At 55.7% G+C, this 18,285-nt stretch carries 16 protein-coding genes, 1 pseudogene and 1 other annotated feature; of the genes and pseudogenes, 13 read left to right on the top strand and 4 right to left on the bottom strand.

All coding sequences use genetic code 11. From position 1 onward, the window contains the following. A pseudogene (locus DDA898_RS10035) lies at positions 1 to 330 on the bottom strand (fumarylacetoacetate hydrolase family protein); the annotation flags it as partial. A 64-nt stretch (positions 331 to 394) separates the two neighbouring features. After that, positions 395 to 1,762 carry a 2-hydroxycarboxylate transporter family protein gene (locus tag DDA898_RS10030; protein WP_013317736.1) on the bottom strand — a complete coding sequence of 456 codons (1,368 nt, stop codon included), beginning with the start codon at positions 1,760 to 1,762 and terminating at the stop codon, positions 395 to 397. A gap of 427 nt (positions 1,763 to 2,189) precedes the next feature. On the opposite strand from DDA898_RS10030, the gene DDA898_RS10025 reads away from it, so the two are divergent. The 3 genes from DDA898_RS10025 (at position 2,190) to DDA898_RS10015 (ending at position 6,823) form a co-directional block, all read left to right on the top strand. After that, positions 2,190 to 3,785 (top strand): ATP-binding protein, encoded by a 1,596-nt coding sequence (locus DDA898_RS10025; protein ID WP_038901086.1) that lies wholly within the window; start codon positions 2,190 to 2,192, stop codon positions 3,783 to 3,785. Between the two features lie 24 nt (positions 3,786 to 3,809). After that, positions 3,810 to 4,535, top strand: a complete 726-nt coding sequence (locus DDA898_RS10020; protein WP_013317734.1) for a response regulator — start codon at positions 3,810 to 3,812, stop codon at positions 4,533 to 4,535. Positions 4,536 to 4,858: 323 nt separating this feature from the next. Next, positions 4,859 to 6,823, top strand: a complete 1,965-nt coding sequence (locus DDA898_RS10015; RefSeq protein WP_013317733.1) for a methyl-accepting chemotaxis protein — start codon at positions 4,859 to 4,861, stop codon at positions 6,821 to 6,823. A gap of 147 nt (positions 6,824 to 6,970) precedes the next feature. Here the strand turns inward: DDA898_RS10015 and DDA898_RS10010 are convergent, their stop codons facing one another. After that, positions 6,971 to 7,792: an SDR family oxidoreductase gene (locus DDA898_RS10010; RefSeq protein ID WP_013317732.1), complete on the bottom strand. Its 822-nt coding sequence runs from the start codon at positions 7,790 to 7,792 to the stop codon at positions 6,971 to 6,973. A gap of 213 nt (positions 7,793 to 8,005) precedes the next feature. On the opposite strand from DDA898_RS10010, the gene hisL reads away from it, so the two are divergent. The 10 genes from hisL (at position 8,006) to DDA898_RS09960 (ending at position 16,162) form a co-directional block, all read left to right on the top strand. Further along, on the top strand, positions 8,006 to 8,053 hold the full coding sequence (hisL, locus tag DDA898_RS23170) for a his operon leader peptide (protein ID WP_107768459.1): 48 nt from the start codon (positions 8,006 to 8,008) through the stop codon (positions 8,051 to 8,053). Continuing rightward, positions 8,029 to 8,151: a sequence feature (His leader region), on the top strand. It overlaps the preceding gene by 25 nt. Before the next feature lie 63 nt (positions 8,152 to 8,214). Beyond that, a complete protein-coding gene (gene hisG / locus DDA898_RS10000) occupies positions 8,215 to 9,114 on the top strand; it encodes an ATP phosphoribosyltransferase (RefSeq protein ID WP_013317731.1) in 900 nt (299 codons plus the stop codon). A 4-nt stretch (positions 9,115 to 9,118) separates the two neighbouring features. Next, positions 9,119 to 10,429, top strand: coding sequence for a histidinol dehydrogenase (hisD, locus tag DDA898_RS09995; RefSeq protein WP_038911121.1), 1,311 nt, complete (start codon positions 9,119 to 9,121; stop codon positions 10,427 to 10,429). Next, positions 10,426 to 11,496 carry a histidinol-phosphate transaminase gene (gene hisC, locus DDA898_RS09990; RefSeq protein ID WP_038911120.1) on the top strand — a complete coding sequence of 357 codons (1,071 nt, stop codon included), beginning with the start codon at positions 10,426 to 10,428 and terminating at the stop codon, positions 11,494 to 11,496. Before hisD ends, hisC begins: the two co-directional genes overlap by 4 nt. Positions 11,497 to 11,510: 14 nt before the next feature. Beyond that, positions 11,511 to 12,578: a bifunctional histidinol-phosphatase/imidazoleglycerol-phosphate dehydratase HisB gene (hisB, locus tag DDA898_RS09985; RefSeq protein WP_038911119.1), complete on the top strand. Its 1,068-nt coding sequence runs from the start codon at positions 11,511 to 11,513 to the stop codon at positions 12,576 to 12,578. Then, positions 12,578 to 13,168, top strand: coding sequence for an imidazole glycerol phosphate synthase subunit HisH (gene hisH / locus DDA898_RS09980; RefSeq protein ID WP_013317727.1), 591 nt, complete (start codon positions 12,578 to 12,580; stop codon positions 13,166 to 13,168). The genes hisB and hisH overlap by 1 nt, the downstream gene beginning before the upstream one ends. A 6-nt stretch (positions 13,169 to 13,174) precedes the next feature. Further along, on the top strand, positions 13,175 to 13,912 hold the full coding sequence (gene hisA / locus DDA898_RS09975) for a 1-(5-phosphoribosyl)-5-[(5-phosphoribosylamino)methylideneamino]imidazole-4-carboxamide isomerase (RefSeq protein WP_038911118.1): 738 nt from the start codon (positions 13,175 to 13,177) through the stop codon (positions 13,910 to 13,912). Further along, positions 13,894 to 14,670 carry an imidazole glycerol phosphate synthase subunit HisF gene (gene hisF, locus DDA898_RS09970; RefSeq protein ID WP_013317725.1) on the top strand — a complete coding sequence of 259 codons (777 nt, stop codon included), beginning with the start codon at positions 13,894 to 13,896 and terminating at the stop codon, positions 14,668 to 14,670. Before hisA ends, hisF begins: the two co-directional genes overlap by 19 nt. Continuing rightward, positions 14,664 to 15,278 carry a bifunctional phosphoribosyl-AMP cyclohydrolase/phosphoribosyl-ATP diphosphatase HisIE gene (gene hisIE / locus DDA898_RS09965; protein WP_038911117.1) on the top strand — a complete coding sequence of 205 codons (615 nt, stop codon included), beginning with the start codon at positions 14,664 to 14,666 and terminating at the stop codon, positions 15,276 to 15,278. The genes hisF and hisIE overlap by 7 nt, the downstream gene beginning before the upstream one ends. A gap of 248 nt (positions 15,279 to 15,526) precedes the next feature. Beyond that, the gene (locus tag DDA898_RS09960) at positions 15,527 to 16,162 is read left to right on the top strand and encodes a hypothetical protein (RefSeq protein ID WP_201765892.1); all 636 of its coding nucleotides are present in this window, start codon (positions 15,527 to 15,529) and stop codon (positions 16,160 to 16,162) included. 135 nt (positions 16,163 to 16,297) lie between these two features. Here DDA898_RS09960 and DDA898_RS09955 read toward each other — a convergent pair whose 3' ends face one another. Further along, positions 16,298 to 18,193 carry an amidohydrolase gene (locus tag DDA898_RS09955; protein WP_038911116.1) on the bottom strand — a complete coding sequence of 632 codons (1,896 nt, stop codon included), beginning with the start codon at positions 18,191 to 18,193 and terminating at the stop codon, positions 16,298 to 16,300. Between the last annotated feature and the right edge of the window lie 92 nt (positions 18,194 to 18,285).

The following is an 18,285-nucleotide window of genomic DNA, read 5'->3' as shown; positions in this document are numbered from 1 at the left end:
GCCGTGGCCGGTCTGCGAGTCGGCGAACCGCACAAACAGGGTCGGCGCCGGGTTCTGCTCGTTGAACTCTTTACGTTTGTCGGCGTAGTTCATGCCGACGCACAGGATTTTGGACGGCGACACAATCACCGGCAGGAAGGTCACGTCGGCCACGGCGACGTCCGGCGCCTGGCTCTGGAACGCCGCGGCGTCCTGGAGCGCATCGCCCGCCAGCAAGGCTTTCAGGTCCGGATAACGGTCGCCGAGGCGGCTTCCCAAATCAATCAGGCCCGCCGGCGTGTGGATCCCGTAGCTGTTTTTGCCGTGATGGCGGTAACTTGCAAGTTTCATAATCTTTCCCGTTTAAATAAGGCCGCTTGCTATCGCGGCGTTATTTGTTTTTGTCATACAACCGTCACACCAGGAACTTGCCAAGAACCAGCAAGGCCACGGAGACGTTGATTGCCCCACCGATACGGGTGGCAATCTGAGCGAACGGCATCAGCACCATACGGTTGCCGGCAGTGAGAATAGCCACGTCGCCGGTACCGCCCTGCCCGCTCTGGCAGCAGGACACGATCGCAACATCAATCGGATGCATGCCGATTTTCTTACCAACGAAGAAACCGGTGGCCACCAGCGCGGTCACGGTAGAGACAATCACCAGCAGATTGGTAATGGTGAACGCGTGCACCAGCTCTTGCCACGGCGTGATAGCCACACCCACGGCGAACAGAATCGGGTAGGTCACCGAGGTCTGGAAGAATTTGTAAACCACCTGGGAACCTTCCAGCAGACGCGGAGAGGCACCATTGATCAGTTTTACGATAACGGCGGCGAACAGCATGCCTACCGGAGCCGGCAGACCGATCCATTTGAAGCCCAACATCCCTACCATGTAGAGCAGGATGGCCAGCAGCGCGCCCGCCGCCAGATTGGCCGGGTCCATCTTGCCGCTCAGGGTACTGGTCAGCGAAGCCGGCGCCTGTTCGGTACCGTTCGTCTTGTTCGGCATCAACTCACCTTCACCGGTCAGGTGCGGATAGCGTTTACCCAACTGATTCAGTACGCCGGCGATAATGATGGCGGTCAGGCTGCCCAGCATAACGATCGGCAGGATACGGCCCAGCGCGACGCCTTGTTCCATATGCAGTAGAGCGGCATAGCCAATCGAGAGCGGAATCGCCCCTTCGCCCACGCCGCCCGCCATGATCGGCAGTACCAGGAAGAAGAAGATCTGGAACGGTTCCAGGCCCAACGCCATCCCAACGCCCATGCCAACAAGCATGCCGACCACTTCACCGCACAACATGGGGAAGAAAATACGCAGGAAGCCCTGAATCAGCGTCTGCCGGTTCATGCTCATGATGCTGCCGACGATAATGCAGCAGATATACAGATACAGAATGTTGGTGGATTTGTAGAACTTAGTAGTAGAGTCCACTACCACCTGCGGCAGCAGGCCGTAATACACCAGTGCGGAAGGGATAAAGGTGGCGCAGATGGCCGCCGCCCCCATTTTGCCGATAAGCGGCAGACGTTTGCCGAACTCGCCGCAGGCAAAACCGAAGAACGCCAGCGTGGCGACCATCACCACGATATCACTCGGCAGTTTACCTTCCAGACACTCCAGCGTAATCAATACCCCGGCCAGAACAAACAGCGGCAGCGGAATAACGCCAATCTTGTAATTATCAAGAATGTGCCACCATTTTTCTTTTAATGAAACCTTCCCAGAGGTCTCCTCTTTCACAACGATATAGGAATCATCAGTGGTACTCATAACCTTCTCCCCTTGTTATTTTCCCGGGCATAGTAAGAGGCCGACAGCAATTATTATGTGATAATCCTCAAATTAAAAAATGAGTTTTAATGGCACTTATGGTTTTTATGGTTTTTATTAATTTATGATTAAAAATCAATTAAATAAAAGAGTGACTCATGAGGGTTATTTTCGTGGTTTTTATGGTTTCTATGGGATTAATGGCCCCTATTCCAGCGATGAGATTATATGTTGAAAAAAAGTAATTAAATTGTCCTCTACCCGTGACGCTTAATTTACGCTTTATTTAAGAATGCAGAAATAAGAATACTATTTTCACAATTTACGCGGAGCGCTTCACAAGACTATTTTTTATACCCTTTCTTGTACGCCTTTCATGATAAATTAGCCATCTTCGTTTCCGTGGTTTAGCGGTGATTAGCACATTATGACTGTCAGGCTATCGTTCCATCTCAAGCTGTTCATCTACCTGATGATCTTTTTTTCTCTGCTGCTGATCACCGCGGGGCTTTACTATTACCGGGCGGTAGACCAGCAACTCTATGACGAACTGGGCAGCCGGGCGCAGATTCAGGCGCGTGAAATCGCCATTATTCCCTCGCTGATTGAGGCGGTGAAACACGGCGACACAGTCACCATCGACGACCTGGTAGATCAAATTAAAGCGCGCAGCGACGCCAGTTTTATCGTCATCGGCGATCGCAACGCCACCCACCTTTATCATTCGGAAGAACCTTCGCTGCTCGGCACCGAAATGATCGGCGGCGATAACAAAGAGGTACTGGAAGGCCAAAGCACCATCACGCTGCGGCGCGGCGCCATCGGTATTTCGCTGCGCAGCAAAGCGCCGATCATGGAGGGCGATCAGGTTATCGGCATTGTATCGGTGGGGTATCTGAAAAAGCGTATCGACAACCTGACGTTCAGCAAAGTCGCGCATGTCAGCCTGGGAATCATTGCCATGTTGGTCGCGCTGTTCTTCTTTTCCTGGTGGTTCTCCCGTAACCTGAAAAAGCAGATGTTCGGGCTGGAGCCGCTGGAAATCCGGCTGCTGGTCAGGCAACAAAAGGCGCTGCTGGAGTCCATTTATGAAGGCGTGATCGCCATCGACAAACAACGCAATATCGCGGTGATCAACCATGCGGCAAAAGATTTGCTGGGCCTGCCGATGCCTTCGTATCAGTTACGCGGTAAATCGATCGATGACGTGATTGCGCCGGTGCCGTTCTTCTCCAATAAAGATATCTGGATCAACGATACCCATGATGAAATCTGCCGCTTCAATCAGATTACGGTTATCGCCAGCCGCGTACGCATCATGCTGGAGGACGAGCTGCAGGGTTGGGTGATCAGCTTTCGCGACAAGAACGATCTCCACACCCTGAGCATGCAACTCAGCCAGGTGAAACGCTACGCCAACAGCCTGCGCATTCTGCGGCACGAACAGCTGAACTGGACCGCCACGCTGGCCGGGCTGTTGCACTTGCGCCGTTATGACGAAGCCGTGCGTTACATTGAGGCGCAGTCCGAAGGGGCGCAGGTGGTGCTGGATTTCATCTCCAGCCGCTTTTGTTCTCCGGCGCTTTGCGGCCTGCTGCTGGGCAAGTACGCCAGCGCCCGTGAAAAAGGCATTGAGCTGCGTTTTGATCCGCGCTGCCAGCTTAACGGCATCCCCGCTTCTCTTAGCGAAACAGAGTTGATGTCAATTATTGGGAATTTAATCGATAATGCAGTAGAAGCTACGCTGGCCAGTACCCCGACTTATCATCCTGTCGAAGTGTATATCCACGATGGTGAGCAGGAACTGGTCATTGAAGTGGCCGATCAAGGTACAGGGATTGACCCCGCCATTGCGGATCGGGTATTTGAAATGGGCGTTACCAGCAAGCAGGAAGGCGATCACGGGCTGGGTCTGCATCTGGTTTCCAGCTATGTCAGCCAGGCACAGGGTGTGATCGAGGTTTCTGACAATTCGCCTCACGGCGCTATTTTTTCTATTTTCATTCCGAAAACCACCATATAACCAAAAACAGGGAATACGCGTACCATGCCGATTGCGAGCACCATGCCGACTGAACGAGCCATTGAAAACTTCGACGTGCTGATCGTTGAAGATGAAAGGAAGCTGGCGAATATCCACGCGGAATTTATCGAAAAAAATTTCGCGCTGCGGGTGGTGGGCACCGCATCAACCCTGAACGAAGCTAAACGCATGTTGCAGCAGTACAAGCCCCGGTTGATGCTGCTGGATAACTACCTGCCGGACGGCGAAGGCGTTCAGCTTATCGAAAGCGACCTGATGCGCAGCATCAACTGTTCGGTGATTTTCATCACCGCCGCCAGCGACATGAATACCTGTGCGCAAGCCATCCGGTGCGGCGCCTTTGATTACATCATCAAACCAGTATCCTACCCGCGGCTGCGTTCATCGCTGGAGCGCTTTATCCAGTTCGTCAAAACCCAGCATACCTACAAAGTCGTCGATCAACAGAACGTGGACGTACTTTACCAGTTGCAAGCGTCTACCGTGCCTAACGGGCCGGGCAGCAAGGGCATCGAAGAAAACACCCTCAGTCTGATCAAGCAGATCTTTCAGGACGAGCCGGAAGCCCTGTTTTCCGTAGATGACGTCGTGGAGAAAACCGGATTAAGCAAAACCACGGCCCGGCGTTATCTGGAATTCGGGCTTGAAAACCATTTTCTGGATGTAGAAATGCGCTACGGCAAGATCGGTCACCCCCGGCGCCTCTACCGTAAAAAACACCTGGACTGACCCGCACGTTCGGACACTCGCGTCTGTACGCCATATCTGGCCGCCTTTCGCCGGTATGGCGTTCCCCAGCCAGCCGTCTGACATATTTCCGGTTGGGAGCGCCAAATTCAGTCAACAAACCTAATCTGCCCAGACATTTCTCCAGATAAACGGCCTCACGTCACAAAAAACCATCAAACAGCGTAAGTACGACTAAATCTCTCTACTGCAGACACCGATAACATACTGGCCGGACGTCGCAAAACGCAGGCTAATGCACCACCGATGTTCACGGCACCAGACCAATAACAACACTCAGGTAATTTATTTCAAGGAGTAAGGCAATGGGCTTCAGCAGCACGATAAAAAATACCAAAATTTCTCACAAACTCTACCTGGGATTCGGCGTAGTGTTATTGCTGGTGGTGATGGCGTCCTCGCTAAGCGCCATACGCTTTCGTGACATTCGCGACATCTACGACAAAACCAATCTGATTTACAACATCAACATTGAAGTTTTCCAGGCCAAAATCAACCGCCTGAAATATTTCTATACCCCGGACGACAGCACCCAAGCCGTTCTGACCGGTTTCGTCAAACACGCCGCCGAGCTGACTCAAAGCGCCCACACGCTTTCCTGGCACAGCGACGAGCTCGGTTACATCAATGATCTGGACAAGGTCATGGTGGATTTCCAGAAATCGGTCGCGGATATGTCAACCGCCACGCAACAGGTCGTCGCGCTGAGAAAGCAGATAGCCACGCTGAATGCGCAGGATGCCGTTAAAAGTTTTCGCGACGGCCTGCAAAACCAACAGTTGGACAGCGCCTTGTATCAACGCGTGGATGAATTGGCTTACGCCACCGCGTCGCTGAAAAACCTCTCGTATGAATTGCAGCTTACCGGCACTGACGATGCCGCCAAGGCGTTTAACAGCCGCTATGCCGAGGTGCAGAAAGCGTATCAAGCCCTGCTGCCGACGCTTTCCGGCGACACGCAAAAACTGGCGGAAGCGCTCTGGAAATACACCGCGCAATACGCCTCACAGAATCAGGACTACTCCCGCGCCTGGAGCGATTTGAAAAAAGCGGAAAATGCCGTGAAGATCGGCGGGGATAAAAGCAGCGCGGTGATCAAGTCCCTGATCACAACGGTGAAAAACCAGAACGATGCGCTGGCGTACGGCTCAGCCAACATTACGCTGCTGATCGGGTTGATCGCCGTAGTCATCGGTATCCTGATCGCCGTCTATATCATTCGCCAAATTACCCGCCCGGTGATGCATAACCTGATGCTGGCGGAACGTATCGCCAGCGGCGACCTGACCGCCACCATTGAAGTAGATCGCCACGATGAGCTGGGCAAGTTGACCGCCGCCATGGCGGCCATGAATGATCGTCTGCGTCAGATGATTTCCGATGTCCGCGACAGCGTGGGCCATGTCACTCATTCCGCCGCCGACATTGCCGCCGGCAACAGCGATCTCGCGTCCCGGACTGAACAGCAATCCGCCGCCGTGGTGCAAACCGCCGCCAGCATGGAAGAACTGACCTCAACGGTGAAAAACAACACCGAAAACGCCCGTCATGCCAGCCAGATTGCCTCCGATGCGTCACAAAATGCGCACAAGGGCGGCGAAGTGGTGCAGAACGTGGTGAAAACCATGGATGATATCGCCGCCAGCTCACGGAAAATCGCTGATATCACCGCCGTCATCAATAGCATCGCCTTCCAGACCAATATTCTGGCGTTGAACGCTGCGGTGGAAGCCGCCCGTGCCGGCGAACAAGGACGCGGTTTTGCCGTGGTGGCCGGCGAGGTGCGCAACCTCTCCCAGCGTAGTTCCCAGGCCGCCAAGGATATCGCCGCGCTGATCGCCGAATCAGTGGAAAGAACCAACGCCGGCAGTACGCTGGTGGCGGAAGCGGGACAAACCATGGAGAGCATCGTCAACTCGGTATCCCGCGTTAACGACATTATGGGCGAAATTTCTTCCGCCTCAGAAGAGCAAAGCCGCGGTATCGAACAGATCTCCCGCGCCATTACCGAGCTGGACAGCACCACACAGCAAAACGCCGCGCTGGTTTCGCAGTCATCCTCTGCCGCCAATACGCTGGAAGAACAGGCGATGCTGCTGGAAAAACTGGTCGCAACCTTCCGGCTGTCCGAATCCTCCGCGCCGTCAGCGCGCCCTGCTCCACTCAATAACCCGCGCCGCCCGCTGCAAGCCCTGCCCGCCGCCGGTAAGAGTAAGGCATTAGCTAAACCAGCCGCCAAAGGTCAGCAGGACGACTGGGCTTCATTTTGATCGCACTGGACCGCTCATGATCTAACCGACGTGATCGTTCCGACGTTATCCTGACAAGCGGTCCGCTCCTGGCGGGCCGCTTTTTTTACCTACACCTCGAACAGTAGAAATGGCGGATGTTAATAAGAGAACAACCGCCATCCCGGCTTAAAACACCATCGTCATGGGGTCCGGGTGCTGGTACTCAAACCCCAGTTCGCTGCAGATCCGCTGCCCATCAATTAATCTAGCCTGCGCCGGGTCGCCCGGCAAAAACCGTGGTGGCTCCAGCCCCATCAGGCGCGCCTGCGCCGGATAGAAATCCTGTTTAGCCGGATGCGCCGGCGCGCACAGGTTGTAGAGATGCCCGCCGTGCGGACGCTGCAGCAACAGCGTAATAGCGCCGATCACGTCCTCCAGATGAACCAGATTCACGCCGTGACTGCCATCCGGCAGATCGCGCCGCCCAGCCAGAAAACGCCCCGGATGGCGATTGTTCCCCACCAGCCCGGCCAGCCGCAAAATATCCACCTCGGTATGAGGCAGCGCATGCAGCCACTGCTCCAGCGCCAGCAAGACCTTGCCCGTACCGGTTTCCGGCTGTAACGGACTGTTTTCTTTCACCCGGCCGCTAAGCGGTCCGTAGACTGAGATGGAACTGGTGTACAGAATGCGCGGCACCCCCAGCGCCAGCGCGCTGTTGACCACCTGCTGCACCGCCTGCAGATAAGCGCCGCCAGCCCGCTCCAGACGCCCCGGTGGTAGGGTGACAATCAGCGCGTCCACCTTCAGCAGTATGTCCAGTTCGTCCGGCTCGCACTCCAGCTCCGGCGTCAGGCACAACCGATAGCACTCCACGCCGGACAACCGCGCCGCCGTCACGCCGTCCTCGGTGCTCTTGCTGCCCACCACCTGATACCCTCGGCTCTGCAACGCCAGCGCCAGCGGCATACCCAGCCAGCCAAGTCCGATTATCGCTACCTTTTTCATCGTCGTTCTCCCGACCTCCCGGCATTTCTGTTCCCCGGATGAATATTCCGCGTTTTTCATTATGTACCCTTATCGCCCATCTGGCGGCAATGTGATTTGTATACAACATGATTTGTACACGGTGGGTAAAAAAATGTTGCGCTATCACATCAACATGGTTTAGGTTAACCAACAGACAACATCACTCTACTTTGACGACAAAGAGACGAATTAATGTTACGCGTTAACTTCAACCACCATCATCACCATCACCCTGACTAGTCTTTCAGGCGATAGGTGCTGGAAGACGTTCAGATCTTCCAGTGGCGGTAGGCGCGTAAGAAAAGCCCCCGGAAGATTGATTCCGGGGGCTTTTTTTTGGCCGGAATTTTTTAAAAAAGCCTGCTTAACAGGCATCACAGACAGGATAAATTGAGGTTCACATGCTGGATAAAACACGTTTACGTATCGCGATGCAGAAATCAGGCCGCCTGAGCGACGACTCCCGGGAACTGCTGGCCCGCTGCGGCATCAAAATCAATCTGCAGCAGCAGCGCCTGATCGCGTTTGCTGAAAACATGCCTATCGACATTCTGCGCGTACGCGATGACGATATTCCGGGCCTGGTGATGGATGGCGTGGTGGATTTGGGTATCATCGGCGAAAACGTGCTGGAAGAAGAGTTGCTCAACCGCCGCGCACAAGGCGAAGACCCGCGCTATTTCACGCTGCGCCGTCTGGATTTCGGCGGATGCCGCCTGTCGCTGGCGATGCCGCTTGACGAGGAGTACACCGGCCCGCAATGTCTGCAAAACAAACGTATCGCCACCTCCTACCCGCACCTGCTCAAGCAGTATCTCGATAAGCAAGGCGTCAATTTCAAATCCTGTCTGCTCAATGGCTCGGTGGAAGTGGCCCCGCGCGCCGGTCTGGCCGACGCCATCTGCGATCTGGTTTCCACCGGCGCGACGCTGGAAGCCAACGGCCTGCGCGAAGTCGAAGTGATTTACCGCTCCAAAGCCAGCCTGATTCAGCGCGACGGCGAGATGCCGGCCGAGAAACAACAGCTGATCGACAAACTGTTGACCCGTATGCAGGGCGTGATTCAGGCGCGCGAATCCAAGTACATCATGCTGCACGCGCCCAGCGAGCGTCTGGATGAAATCATTGCGCTGTTGCCAGGCGCCGAACGCCCCACTATTCTGCCGCTGGCTGGCGCTCAGAACCGCGTCGCCATGCACATGGTCAGCAGCGAAACCCTGTTCTGGGAAACCATGGAAAAGCTGAAAGTGCTGGGTGCCAGCTCTATTCTGGTGTTGCCGATTGAGAAGATGATGGAGTAATGCCATGAGCAACCGCTTCAACACCCTGATTGACTGGCAGGCCTGCACCGAAGCAGAGCAGCGTCAGTTGCTCACCCGCCCGGCTATCTCCGCGTCCGATCGCATCAGCGCGATTGTCAGCGAGATTCTGGCAAAGGTGCGGGATGACGGCGATGCCGCGCTACGCGATTACAGCGCCCGCTTTGACAAGGTGCAGGTCGATAGCCTGCGCGTATCCGCCGAGGCAATTGACGCCGCCGCCGCACGACTGGGCGACGACATCAAACAGGCGATGGCGACCGCCGTGCGCAACATCGAAACCTTTCATAACGCGCAGAAGCTCCCATCGATCAGCGTAGAAACTCAGCCGGGAGTGCGTTGCCAACAGGTAACCCGGCCGATCGCCAGCGTAGGGTTGTATATTCCTGGCGGCTCCGCCCCGCTGCTTTCCACCGTGCTGATGCTGGCGACCCCGGCGCGCATCGCCGGGTGCCGGCGCGTGATTCTGTGCTCGCCGCCGCCGATCGCCGACGAGATCCTGTATGCGGCAAAACTGTGCGGCGTGCAGGAAGTGTTCCAACTGGGCGGCGCACAGGCGATTGCCGCAATGGCGTTCGGCACCGACAGCGTGCCAAAGGTGGATAAGATTTTCGGCCCCGGCAACGCCTATGTGACCGAAGCCAAGCGTCAGGTTAACCAGTTGCTAGACGGCGCGGCCATCGATATGCCGGCCGGTCCGTCCGAAGTGCTGGTGATCGCCGACAGCGGCGCCACGCCGGATTTTGTCGCCTCCGACCTGCTGTCGCAGGCAGAGCACGGTCCGGATTCGCAGGTTATCCTGCTGACGCCGGATGCCGCCATGGCGCAGGCGGTAATAGAGGCGGTAGAACGTCAGTTGACCACATTGTCTCGCGCGGACATCGCCCGTCAGGCGCTGGCCAGCAGCCGGGTGATCGTGGCGCGCGATCTGGACCAGTGCATCGACATCAGCAATCAATACGGCCCGGAGCACCTGATTATCCAGACCCGCGATGCCGAAGCCCTGGTCGAGCGTATCACCAGCGCCGGCTCGGTATTTTTGGGTGACTGGTCACCGGAATCCGCCGGCGATTACGCATCCGGCACCAACCATGTGCTGCCGACCTACGGTTACACCGCCACCTACTCCAGTCTGGGGCTGGCGGATTTCCAGAAACGCATGACGGTACAGCAGCTGTCGCCGCAAGGTTTGCTGGGGCTGGCGTCAACTATTGAAATCATGGCGCAGGCCGAACAACTGACCGCCCACAAAAACGCCGTCACCCTGCGCGTCAACGCCCTCAAGGAGCAAGCATGAGTATTGATAATCTGGTTCGCGACAACGTCCGCCGCCTGACCCCGTATCAATCCGCGCGCCGTCTGGGCGGCAACGGTGACGTCTGGCTGAACGCCAACGAGTACCCGCAGGCGCCGCAGTACCAACTGACCCTGCAAACGCTAAACCGCTACCCGGAATGCCAGCCTGTACAGGTGATTGAGCGCTATGCCGCCTATGCCGGGGTGAAACCGGAGCAGGTGCTGGCGAGTCGCGGCGCGGACGAAGGCATCGAGCTGCTGATCCGCGCGTTCTGCGAACCGGGTAAAGACGCCATTCTGTTCTGCCCGCCGACCTACGGCATGTACGCCGTCAGCGCCGAAACCTTCGGCGTGGAACGCCGCGTAGTGCCGTCAACCGCCGACTGGCAGTTGGATTTGGCCGCGATCGAAGGCGCGCTGGACAACGTCAAGGTGATTTATGTCTGTTCGCCCAACAACCCGACCGGCAACCTGATCAACCCGGAGGATCTGCGCCGTCTGCTGGAACTGGCGCGCGGCCGGGCCATCGTCGCCATAGACGAAGCCTATATTGAGTTTTGCCCGCAGGCGACCACGGTCGGCTGGCTGGCGGAATACCCGCATCAGGTGGTGTTGCGCACGCTGTCCAAAGCCTTCGCGCTGGCTGGCCTGCGTTGCGGTTTCACCCTTGCCAGCGCCGAGGTGATTCAACTGCTGCTCAAAGTGATCGCTCCCTACCCGCTGGCGTTGCCGGTAGCGGATATCGCCGCGCAGGCGCTGAGCGCTGAGGAACTGGCGGACATGCGCCGCAATGTGGACGAGGTGCGGGAAAATCGCCGCTGGCTGAGTGAGTCGTTGAAAGCGCTGTCGAACGTAGAAACGGTATACGCCAGCGAAAGCAATTATCTGCTGGTGCGCTTCGCCGACTCGCCAACCGTCTTCAAAACCTTGTGGGATCAGGGCATTATTTTACGCGACCAGAACAAGCAGCCGGGTCTGGCGGGTTGTCTGCGTATTACCATCGGCAACCGCTACGAGTGCGAGCGCGTCATCAGCGCATTGCAGGCGTTGTCCGGCAAAACGGCATAATTTGAGGAATCACCGTGGGATTAAAGTATCTTTTCATCGACCGTGACGGCACGCTGATTGCCGAACCGCCCGAGGACTTTCAGGTCGACCGGCTGGACAAGCTGGCGCTGGAGCCGGATGTCATTCCGTCGCTGCTTTCCCTGCAAAAGGCCGGTTTCAAACTGGTGATGATCACTAATCAGGACGGCCTGGGCACCAGCAGTTTCCCGCAGGCGGATTTCGATCCGCCGCACAACCTGATGATGCAGATTTTCACCTCGCAGGGCGTGCGTTTCGAGCGCGTGTTGATTTGCCCGCACTTCCCCGGCGACAACTGCGACTGCCGCAAACCGAAAACCGCGCTGGTAGATGCGTTCCTGCAAGACAACGTGATGGACAGCGCCAACAGCTACGTGATTGGCGACCGCGAGACCGACGTCCAACTGGCGCAGAACATGGGCATCACCGGCCTGCGCTATCAGCGTGATGGTCTTAACTGGCGGGCGATTACCGCCCAGTTGACCAAACGCGACCGTCACGCCCACGTCAACCGCGTCACCCGTGAAACCGCGATTGATGTTAACGTCTGGCTGGACCGCGAAGGCGGCAGCAAGATCCACACCGGCGTCGGCTTCTTCGACCACATGCTGGATCAGATTGCCACCCACGGCGGTTTCCGCATGAATATCGATGTCAAAGGCGATCTGTACATCGACGATCACCACACGGTGGAAGATACCGGGCTGGCGCTGGGCGAGGCACTGAACAACGCGCTGGGCGACAAACGCGGTATCGGCCGTTTCGGCTTTGTACTGCCGATGGATGAATGTCTGGCGCGCTGCGCGCTCGATATTTCCGGCCGCCCGCATCTGGAATACAAAGCGGAGTTCAGCTATCAGCGCGTCGGCGATCTCAGCACCGAAATGGTGGAACACTTCTTCCGTTCCCTCTCCTACGCCATGGGCTGCACCCTGCACCTGAAAACCAAGGGCCGCAACGACCATCATCGCGTCGAAAGCCTGTTTAAGGTGTTTGGCCGCGCGCTGCGTCAGGCCATCCGGGTGGAGGGCGATACTCTGCCCAGCTCCAAAGGAGTGCTGTGATGAACGTGGTGATTCTGGACACCGGTTGCGCCAACCTCTCTTCGGTGATGTACGCGGTTAAACGGCTGGGGTATGACCCGCTGGTCAGCCGCGAACCAGAGGTGGTGTTGCACGCCGATAAACTGTTTCTGCCGGGCGTCGGCACCGCGCAGGCAGCAATGGATCAACTGGACGAGCGCCAGTTGATCGATCTGGTTAAAGCCTGTACCCAACCGGTGCTGGGCATCTGCCTTGGCATGCAATTATTGGGCAGCCGCAGCGATGAAAATGGCGGCGTGGATACGCTGGGCATCATCGACACGCCGGTGATGCAAATGGCCGACCGCGGCTTGCCGTTGCCGCACATGGGCTGGAACCAGGTGACGCCGCAGGCCGGTCACCGTCTGTTTCGCGATATTCCGGATGGGTCATACTTTTACTTCGTGCACAGCTACGCCATGCCGGTCTGCGCCAATACCATCGCCCAGTGCCACTATGGCGACGCCTTTACCGCCGCGGTGCAGAAGGATAACTTCTATGGCGTCCAGTTCCATCCGGAACGCTCCGGCGCGGCAGGCGCCCAGCTACTGAAGAATTTTCTGGAGATGTAAACGGACATGATTATTCCCGCATTAGACCTGATTGATGGACAGGTGGTCCGTTTGCATCAGGGCGATTATGGTCAGCAGCGCCAGTACGGCAGCGATCCGCTGCCCCGTCTGCAAGACTATCAGCAGCAAGGCGCGCCGGTGCTGCATCTGGTGGACCTGACCGGCGCCAAAGATCCGTCGGCGCGTCAGATTCCGCTGCTCAAAACACTGCTGGCCGGCGTCTCCGTGCCGGTACAGGTCGGCGGCGGCATCCGCACCGAGCAGGATGTTGAGGCGCTGTTGGCGGCCGGCGCCAGTCGGGTGGTGATTGGCTCCACCGCGGTAAAACAACCGGAACTCGTCCAGCAATGGTTCACCCGTTATGGCGCGGACGCGCTGGTGCTGGCGCTGGATGTGCGCATTGACGCCGACGGCGTAAAAAATATCGCCATCAGCGGCTGGCAGGAAAACTCCGGCATCACACTAGAAGACACGGTGGAGCGCTATCTGCCCTTCGGTCTGAAACACGTGCTGTGTACCGATATCTCCCGCGATGGCACATTACAGGGATCCAACGTCGATCTGTACCGTGAAATCAGCGCCCGCTATCCGCAGGTGGCGTTTCAGGCGTCCGGCGGCATTGGTTCGCTGGCGGATATCGCCGCCCTGCGCGGCAGCGGCGTTCAGGGTGTGATTGTCGGCCGGGCCTTGCTGGAAGGTAAATTCAACGTGACGGAGGCGATTTCATGCTGGCAAAACGGATAATCCCTTGTCTGGACGTACGCGACGGCCAGGTAGTGAAAGGCGTGCAGTTCCGTAATCACGAAATCATCGGTGATATCGTACCGCTGGCGCAGCGTTATGCGCAGGAAGGCGCCGATGAGCTGGTGTTCTACGATATCACCGCGTCATCCGACGGCCGCGTGGTGGATAAAAGCTGGGTATCCCGCGTAGCGGAAGTGATCGACATTCCGTTCTGCGTCGCCGGCGGTATCAAAAGTGTGGAAGACGCCGGGCAGATCCTGTCTTTCGGCGCGGATAAAATCTCCATCAACTCACCGGCGCTGGCGGACCCGGACCTTATCTCGCGTCTGGCGGATCGTTACGGCGTACAGTGCATCGTGGTCGGTATCGATACCTGGCATGACGCCGAAACCGGCCGCTATCATGTTAATCAGTATACCGGCGATGAAAAACGCACCCGCGTTACGCAGTGGGAAACGCTCGACTGGGTGCAAGAGGTGCAGAAACGCGGCGCCGGTGAAATCGTACTGAACATGATGAATCAGGACGGCGTGCGCAATGGTTATGATCTGACGCAACTCAGGCAGGTGCGCGACGTCTGCCAGGTTCCGTTGATCGCTTCCGGCGGCGCCGGCACCATGCAGCACTTCCTTGAGGCGTTTCAGGACGCCGGGGTGGACGGCGCGCTGGCCGCGTCGGTATTCCACAAGCAAATCATCAACATTGGCGAACTTAAACAGTTCCTTAAGCAACAAGGCGTGGAGATCCGGCTGTGTTAACCGAACAACAACGAAACCAGCTCGACTGGCAAAAAACCGATGGCATGATGCCCGCCATCGTACAACATGCGGTTTCCGGCGAAGTGCTGATGCTGGGCTACATGAATCAGGACGCGTTACAGGCTACGGAAGAAACCGGTAAGGTCACGTTCTATTCGCGCACCAAACAGCGGCTATGGACCAAAGGCGAATCCTCCGGCCACTTTCTCAACGTGGTATCGATTACGCCGGATTGCGACAACGACACGCTGCTGATTCTGGTCAACCCGATTGGCCCGACCTGCCATCTCGGCAACAACAGCTGTTTCCACCCGGCACAAACGCAGTGGCAGTTTTTGTACCAGTTGGAGCAACTTCTGGCAGAGCGTAAGCACGCCGACCCGGCAAGCTCCTACACCGCCAAGCTGTACGCCAGTGGCACCAAGCGCATCGCCCAGAAGGTCGGCGAAGAGGGTCTGGAAACCGCGCTGGCTGCCACCGTGCACGACCGCGAAGAATTGACCAATGAAGCGTCCGATCTAGTCTATCACCTGCTGGTACTGCTGCAGGATCAGGAGCTGGATCTGGGTACGATCATTCAGCGTCTGAAAGAGCGTCATAACCGCTAATGCGTCATCCGCTTCACCAGCAATCTCCCGCCGGTGAAGCGTTTCCCCCTTTCCCCATTCTTTCCCATCCCTGGCAAAATATTCGGCCGGTTTAACCGCGTCTGCGTGTGTCGCGTTGATTAAACTTTCATTCGCTTACAGCAACTGCGGACGCAGAAGAATTTCGCTACCGCAGTCAACCTGGCCCACTCTTGTGAGACGGAAATGCATCGCAAAATACGGCCATTTCACCCAGCAAGGAAAACGATATGCGACAAAAAATACGAGGCTACAAACTCACGATGTTAGGTGCTGTGCTGGTGTCCCTGATTAGCCAGGGTGCATCAGCGGCGGACGCAAAAGTGGAAAGCCTGATAAAAAAGAACGGACTGGATAATACGCGGGTACTGAGCATGTACCAGAATGGCGGCCTACAGCTTCAAACTGAAACGCCGAACAAGCTTATCCTTGTTAATCCCAAAGTTCGCGCTACCGATGAGAATGCGGCCAAAGCGATGTACTGGTATCGAGGTATGCAATTTGCCGAATACAAAACTTTCGACGCCAATAAATATACAACCCTACCCTGCGTGCAACAGGACAGCTTTTGCGGCATTACACCGGAATATACTTACGCAGCTAAATATCTGACCATCGAAAAACCCGGTGTCATGATTCAATTCAGTACGATAGAACCAGGCTGGCTTTACAGTGAATTCAACAGTAAGCATCACTGCCAAATCAAAGCGGAAGGCGGCGGCACCTTTGGGCTCGGGGGAAAAGGAACATCGGGCAGTTGCGATGCCGAATATAAGCAAAAGGGCCTAGGTAACGTTTTCAACACCTGGCTGCGCTCTCCTCAAAAAATAGAGCCCATTCTCGCCTACGTGTTTCTGGCGAAATAGTCCCGAACCAGTGTGTCGTCGGTTTACTGCCGAAGAAACGTTGCGGTATTTATCCTCGGAGCGTAAACGGCATCAATGATTACGTATTCAGCTACAGGAATGACCTGTAGCTGAATGTACAGCAAAGGTCTGGGGTTATTGCACTGATTGTAGATACGCCTGCCAGCCGCCTTTCCAGGTTTCCAGTACCGGAATATCACGCATTCCCGCCACAGGGTTATTTTTATCGGTGCTCTGATAAGTGATCGGGGAGTCGGCCAGAATGACAAAATCAGCGCATTTCCCGGCAGTCAGCGACCCAATCCATTGCTCAGCATGACATTGCCAGGCTGCGTCATAGGTCATGGCTTTTAGCGCGTCGAACCGGGAAATGGATTCCTGCTCATTCAGCACGGGCGAGTCACAATTAGCCGGCGCGCCCTCCATCACACGGGAAATCGCCTGCTCCATCATGCGCAAAGGCCCCAGCGGGGTCACGCTGTTGTCGCTATGCAGGGTAATTCTCATGCCTTGTTTTAACGCGGACTGGCACCGGTCAAGCAACTCGGTGCGCGATTCGCCAAGAATAGTTTGCTGGAATACCCATCCCCAATACCCGACATGGCCGATTAGAAAGCTGGGAGAAATACCCAGCGCTTTCATCTCATCAAGATTTTGGTTGGAAAGCAGAGAGGCATGTTCCATGCGGTCTCGCCGCTCGTTATACGTGCTCTGCGTTACCCCCGCCTGCTTGAAGGCCAACAGGGTACGGTCAATAGCCTGTCCGCCATTGGCATGGATCATCAACGGCCAATGATATTGAACCGCTTCACTCACCAGAGAATTAAATGTCGTCGGGTAATCAAAATTGAATACGCCGATATTCTGCTCCGATGCCGTTTTTTCATAATTATTATCGCAGCAATAAGGTTGCAGTTGATATCCGGTCAATCCCTGATTCGACCCATCGGAAACCACCTTGATACATGGCAGGTTAAAGCGATTATCGCCGGTATTGGGGAGGTATCGATTATTGATTTTATTTTTGAAATCATCGGGACTGGTCACGACCAGTGCGCCGCCAATTCTGATGGGGCAACGGCTGGCGCGTGCTTTTAGCTTCAGCAATAACGGCTGGTTGAGCAGAGACTTTCCATCCCAGGGTTCAATTCCCGCATCAAATAAATAGGTCACGCCTCGCTGACTGGCCTGCGTGAATATATTGTCAATGGATTGATTTAACTGGAAGGGAAAGGTCAACGGGTTCTGACTACTGGCAATAACCGCGATAACGGGAGTAATGCCTGCTATTTCAGCTAGAATACCATCTGGGCTGATAGTGATCGGTTGGCCTTTGTCTTCATAGTATTGCTGCACGATCGTAATCGCATGGTTGTTAATATAGGCAAGATGCATCGACGCATTCATGATAAAAACCGGCTTATCCGTCCCTATTTCTTGATCAAGAATAGTGGCATCGAATGCCTTTTCGTCGCCAAGGAAAAGGGAAGGATCGACGTTATGACCAATAACCCATCCCCCCATATACGGGCCGCTTTCCATGACACCCTTCAACTGTGACGTCACCCATTGCCTGGTGTATTGCTCTTCCGGCGTCTGCGCCACCTGAGAACGCAAATTTTGACCGATAAATGGGCTAACGTTCGTTGCCAGATCCAGAACCGCAGTAGGAATGATGTGCACGTGGGGTTCAATCAAGCCGGGAATGAGGGTCTGGCTGCCAGACAGTATGCGTTCCTGCGTACCGGGCGGCATCTGCGTTTTGACATAATCATATGATCCGGTAGCAACAATCGAACCGTCCTGAATACCCATCGCCTCGACTGACGCGTTCTGACCATTCTCCAGCGTCAAAATGGTTCCCCCCGAGGGGCCATTAGCATCCGTTGCGACACGGAAGATGAGCGTTTCTGTATTTATTTTTTTGATATCATTGGAGATATTAATGGTGACATTCGGAATGAAAGACTTCCATAACGGGCTACAGCAGGAACAGGTAATACTGTCAGAATGATTGCATGCGTGCGTCATAAAATTTCCTTTCAACGATGAATTATTCAGAAAAACCAATATAAAGCTGGTCTACAATGCAGAATTATTCAAGTTGGGAAATCAGCTCATAA

The organism is Dickeya dadantii NCPPB 898 (assembly GCF_000406145.1).
Lineage (GTDB): Bacteria > Pseudomonadota > Gammaproteobacteria > Enterobacterales > Enterobacteriaceae > Dickeya > Dickeya dadantii.
Note: the sequence above shows the minus strand (reverse complement) of the source record. Positions and strands in the feature narration are given on the sequence as shown.